The following is a 3,447-nucleotide window of genomic DNA, read 5'->3' as shown; positions in this document are numbered from 1 at the left end:
GATCATGGATAGTACCGGGTCATGGATTCCAAAGGCAAAGAAAGTCTTCCTTGCTCTATCGCAGGCTACCTGTGTGTACCGAAATCCTCGTCCCCGTTGATGAGGTGGGGGAATCGCTTAAATTCGCGCGATGATCACGCTATGGTGGCTGCTCTTGGTCGCCCTGACCGCGCCGTTCAAATCGAAGTGGCGGCTTGAGGCGGAGAATGCGGCGCTGCGGCATCAGGTGATGCTGCTGCGGCGTCAGGGTCGCGGCCGGATCCGGCTGACCAACTTCAATCGGTTGTTTCTTGTCCAGCTTTACCGCTGGTTTCCGTCAATCCTGCAGGTCCTTGCCATCGTTCAGCCGGAGACAGTCATTCGGTGGCATCGGGCCGGTTTTCGCTGCTATTGGCGTTGGAAATCGCGCTCGCGGGGAGGGCGGCCGCAGATCGATCCGGAACTGCGCGCTTTGATCCGGAGAATGAGCATCGAGAACCCGATCTTTTGCCGGCGCTCTTCCCAAGGCGATTGAGGACTACAAGCGGTCGCTCGCGATTGCCCCGGGATATCCCTACACGGCGCTGTGGCTCGACATCGCCGAGGCGCGCAGCAAGGTGCCGGGCACGCTGCCGCAAGCGATCGCCAAACTCAACATGAAGGAGTGGCCGGCGCCGGTCATCCGCTTGTATCTCGGCCAGATGACGCCCGCCGCCGTGCTTGCCGCCGCCGCCGATCCGAATGGCGCCAAAAAGACCAGCCACGTCTGCGAGGCCAATTTCTATTCCGGCGAATGGGCGCTGCGCCAAGGCGCCAAGGACGAGGCGGCGCGACGGTTCCGTGTCGCGGCACGCGACTGCCCGAAAACCTTCATTGAAGGGAACGCCGCCGCGCTCGAACTTAAGCGCCTCGGCGCAACGCCGTGAGATAGTCGCGCATCCTGCGCTCGAAGCAAACGACGCTGCGACGGCGCGACCTTTGTCAGTCGAAGTAGATGTAATATTCGGACCAAACCCGCTTACCTGCATACATCACGCGCAGCGATTAACGTGGCGCGCCGAAGCTGCTTTCAAGGTGTTTCTCGCCGTTGGTCTAGTCGCCCGTGAAGAACGTCCTTTTCAGCTGAATCTGAGCTGAGAAGTACCAACGCTTGCGATCAAGATTCGGAACAGCAAAAGCCTCAGCCACCTGAGCAGGAGGCGGAAGTTGTATCCGACGGCGGCGAGCACGGCGTTGATGGCATCGCCGCTAGAATGGGCGAGATAATTGCGGCCCATGCGGTGATCCTCCTTGAGATGCCCGATGACGGGCTCGACGGCCGCGCGCCGTCTCATGTCACGTTTGATCTGCCGGGTGATGCGGCGCTTCTGGCCGGTGGTGTAGATTTTGAACTGGTATTCGGGTGACGCGTTGTGGCCGCGGTATCCGGCATCGGCGATGATGCGATCGAGCGTGTTGCCGATGATCGCCTGCATGGCAGGGATGACGGTGGCGAGCGTGTGGCCGTCATACGGGTTACCGGGCAGCGCCGCGACGTGGGCGACGAACTGGCCACCGCGCGAATGCCGCAGGGGCGTCGCCACGCTCACCTTCACACCGAACTCATAGGGCTTGTGTGCCTTTCCCTTGCCGATGCATTCCACCTCGGGTGCGTGCAGGCTATAAATCTTGCGGCCACGCTGGTGACGGTCCTGCGCCAGCACACGCTCGGCCAGGTACAGCGGCCGCACGAACGTTTCCCTTAAGCCCTCGTTGCCGGCCGTCTTGCGCCGAATGTCGCGGATGATGCGGCCGAGATAGGTCTTGAGCTTTCTCAGGCTACGATTGGCGCGCTTGAACTGCTTGGCATGGGCATAACGCTGGTGCTTGATCAGCGCGAGCTTGCCGACCCGCCGGTAGGATTGGCGCAGCTCCACCCCAAGCTCCTGGGCCAGCCGCACCAGCCGCTCGCGCGCCCGGTTCAACAGCTTGGCGTCGGTCGGGAACATCACCGCCTTGGGCTGAACGGTGGTGTCAACAATGACGCGGGCCAAATCGGCCGGCTTTATTGCCTCGGTGCGGCTGGCGACCGCCAGGCTCTCCTGCAGCAGGGCCTGGAGTTTTTCCTCCCCCATGCGTTGGCGCCAGCGCGTCAGCGAGGAGCGGTCGAACACCAGCCGGTGCTGGAAAAACTCCTCGCCGCAGAAGTACTGGTAATACGGGTTTTCGACCCAGTGCTCGCACAAAGCTTCGTCGGATAGGTCCTGCATGTGCTTGAGGATGGCAAGCCCCGCCATCAGACGCGTCGGTAGCGGTGGATGACCCGGCTTGTCCGTGTAGACCGCGCCAAACTTCTCTTCCAGGAAGCGCCAGTCGATCGCCCGCGCCAGCCTCACCAGCGCGTGCTGTAGATCGATGATCTGATCCAGACGCGAGCGGAACAGATCCTGTTCGCCAGTCTCCCGTCGCTCCTTCGGCTGCATTGCCAATCCCTCCGCTCGACCCGGGTCGAGAGCAGAGAAACACAGCTTCAGATTCGAGGGAATCGTCAAACCGAATTTGCAAGGAAACCAGCCGCCTCACCCCATAAACTGGCAAATTCGATTACTTCGTCACGTCCAATCAATCAGTCCGCTCAACGGCTTCGGAATTCTTCACGGCCGACTGGATTGCCGGGTCAAGTTCACACCCGGGCCGGCCAAAGGCCGGATCCGGTTGCCCGGCAATGACCACTGAGAGTTGATCGCAAGATCAACTCGCCCGCGCCCGCTGGCCGAACAGCACCGCCTGCACCTTTGGGTCCTTCATGTCGATGCCCTGGCGCAGCTCCAGGCCGAGCGCCATGCCGCGCTGCACCGCCGGCCGCGCCTTCACGGTCTCCAGCCAGCGCTTGAGGTGCGGGAATTCCTCGATGTCCTGGCCCTGGCGCTTCCAGCCGTTCGCCCAGCCGACGATGGCCATGTCGGCGATGGAATATTTGCCGGCGATGTATTCGCGGTCCGCAAGCCGCAGATTCATCACGCCATAGAGCCGATTGACCTCGTTGACATAGCGGTTGATCGCATAAGTGAGCGTCTCCACCGCGTAGTTCCTGAAGTGGTGCACCTGCCCCGCCATCGGGCCGATGCCGCCCATCTGCCAGAACAGCCACTGCTCGACCTCGACGCGTTGGCGCTCGTCGCGCGGATAGAACTTGCCAGTCTTGCGGCCGAGATATTGCAGGATGGCACCCGACTCGAAGATCGAGATCGGCCGGCCGCCCGGGCCGTCCGGGTCGATGATCGCCGGCATGCGGTTGTTCGGCGAGATTTTCAGGAACTCGGGCGTGAACTGCTCGCCCTTGGAAATGTTCACCGGGATCAGGGTGTAGGGCAGCCCGCACTCTTCCAGCATGATCGAAATCTTGAAGCCGTTCGGCGTCGGCCAGTAATAAAGCTCGATCGGCTTGGCCGATTTTCTGGCCGCTTTGGCCTTGGTCCTCGCCTTGCC

At 61.8% G+C, this 3,447-nt stretch carries 4 protein-coding genes; 2 read left to right on the top strand and 2 right to left on the bottom strand.

Annotated elements, in window-relative coordinates:
• Window positions 1-154: 154 nt before the first annotated feature.
• Together WB402_RS13770 and WB402_RS13765 are read left to right on the top strand one after the other, a co-directional pair.
• Entirely contained in the window at window positions 155-514 is a 360-nt protein-coding gene (locus WB402_RS13770) for a hypothetical protein (RefSeq protein ID WP_424208812.1), read from the top strand.
• Between the two features lie 82 nt (window positions 515-596).
• Window positions 597-905, top strand: a complete 309-nt coding sequence (locus WB402_RS13765; protein ID WP_424208810.1) for a hypothetical protein — start codon at window positions 597-599, stop codon at window positions 903-905.
• 192 nt (window positions 906-1,097) lie between these two features.
• Here WB402_RS13765 and WB402_RS13760 read toward each other — a convergent pair whose 3' ends face one another.
• Both WB402_RS13760 and WB402_RS13755 read right to left on the bottom strand, forming a co-directional pair.
• Complete coding sequence (locus WB402_RS13760; protein WP_424208808.1) at window positions 1,098-2,441, bottom strand: IS5 family transposase; 1,344 nt, start codon at window positions 2,439-2,441, stop codon at window positions 1,098-1,100.
• Window positions 2,442-2,709: 268 nt separating this feature from the next.
• Window positions 2,710-3,399: a glutathione S-transferase N-terminal domain-containing protein gene (locus WB402_RS13755; RefSeq protein ID WP_424208814.1), complete on the bottom strand. Its 690-nt coding sequence runs from the start codon at window positions 3,397-3,399 to the stop codon at window positions 2,710-2,712.
• Between the last annotated feature and the right edge of the window lie 48 nt (window positions 3,400-3,447).

It is taken from the genome of Sulfuricaulis sp. (genome assembly GCF_049587675.1).
Classification (GTDB): domain Bacteria; phylum Pseudomonadota; class Gammaproteobacteria; order Acidiferrobacterales; family Sulfurifustaceae; genus Sulfuricaulis.
The sequence above is the reverse complement of the archived record's forward strand: the minus strand, read 5'-3'. Positions and strand labels throughout refer to the sequence as shown.

Excerpts from the sequence above, each read along its gene's own strand:
- WB402_RS13760 (WP_424208808.1), bottom strand. The coding sequence starts at position 2,441 with ATGCAGCCGAAGGAGCGACGGGAGACTGGCGAACAGGATCTGTTCCGC.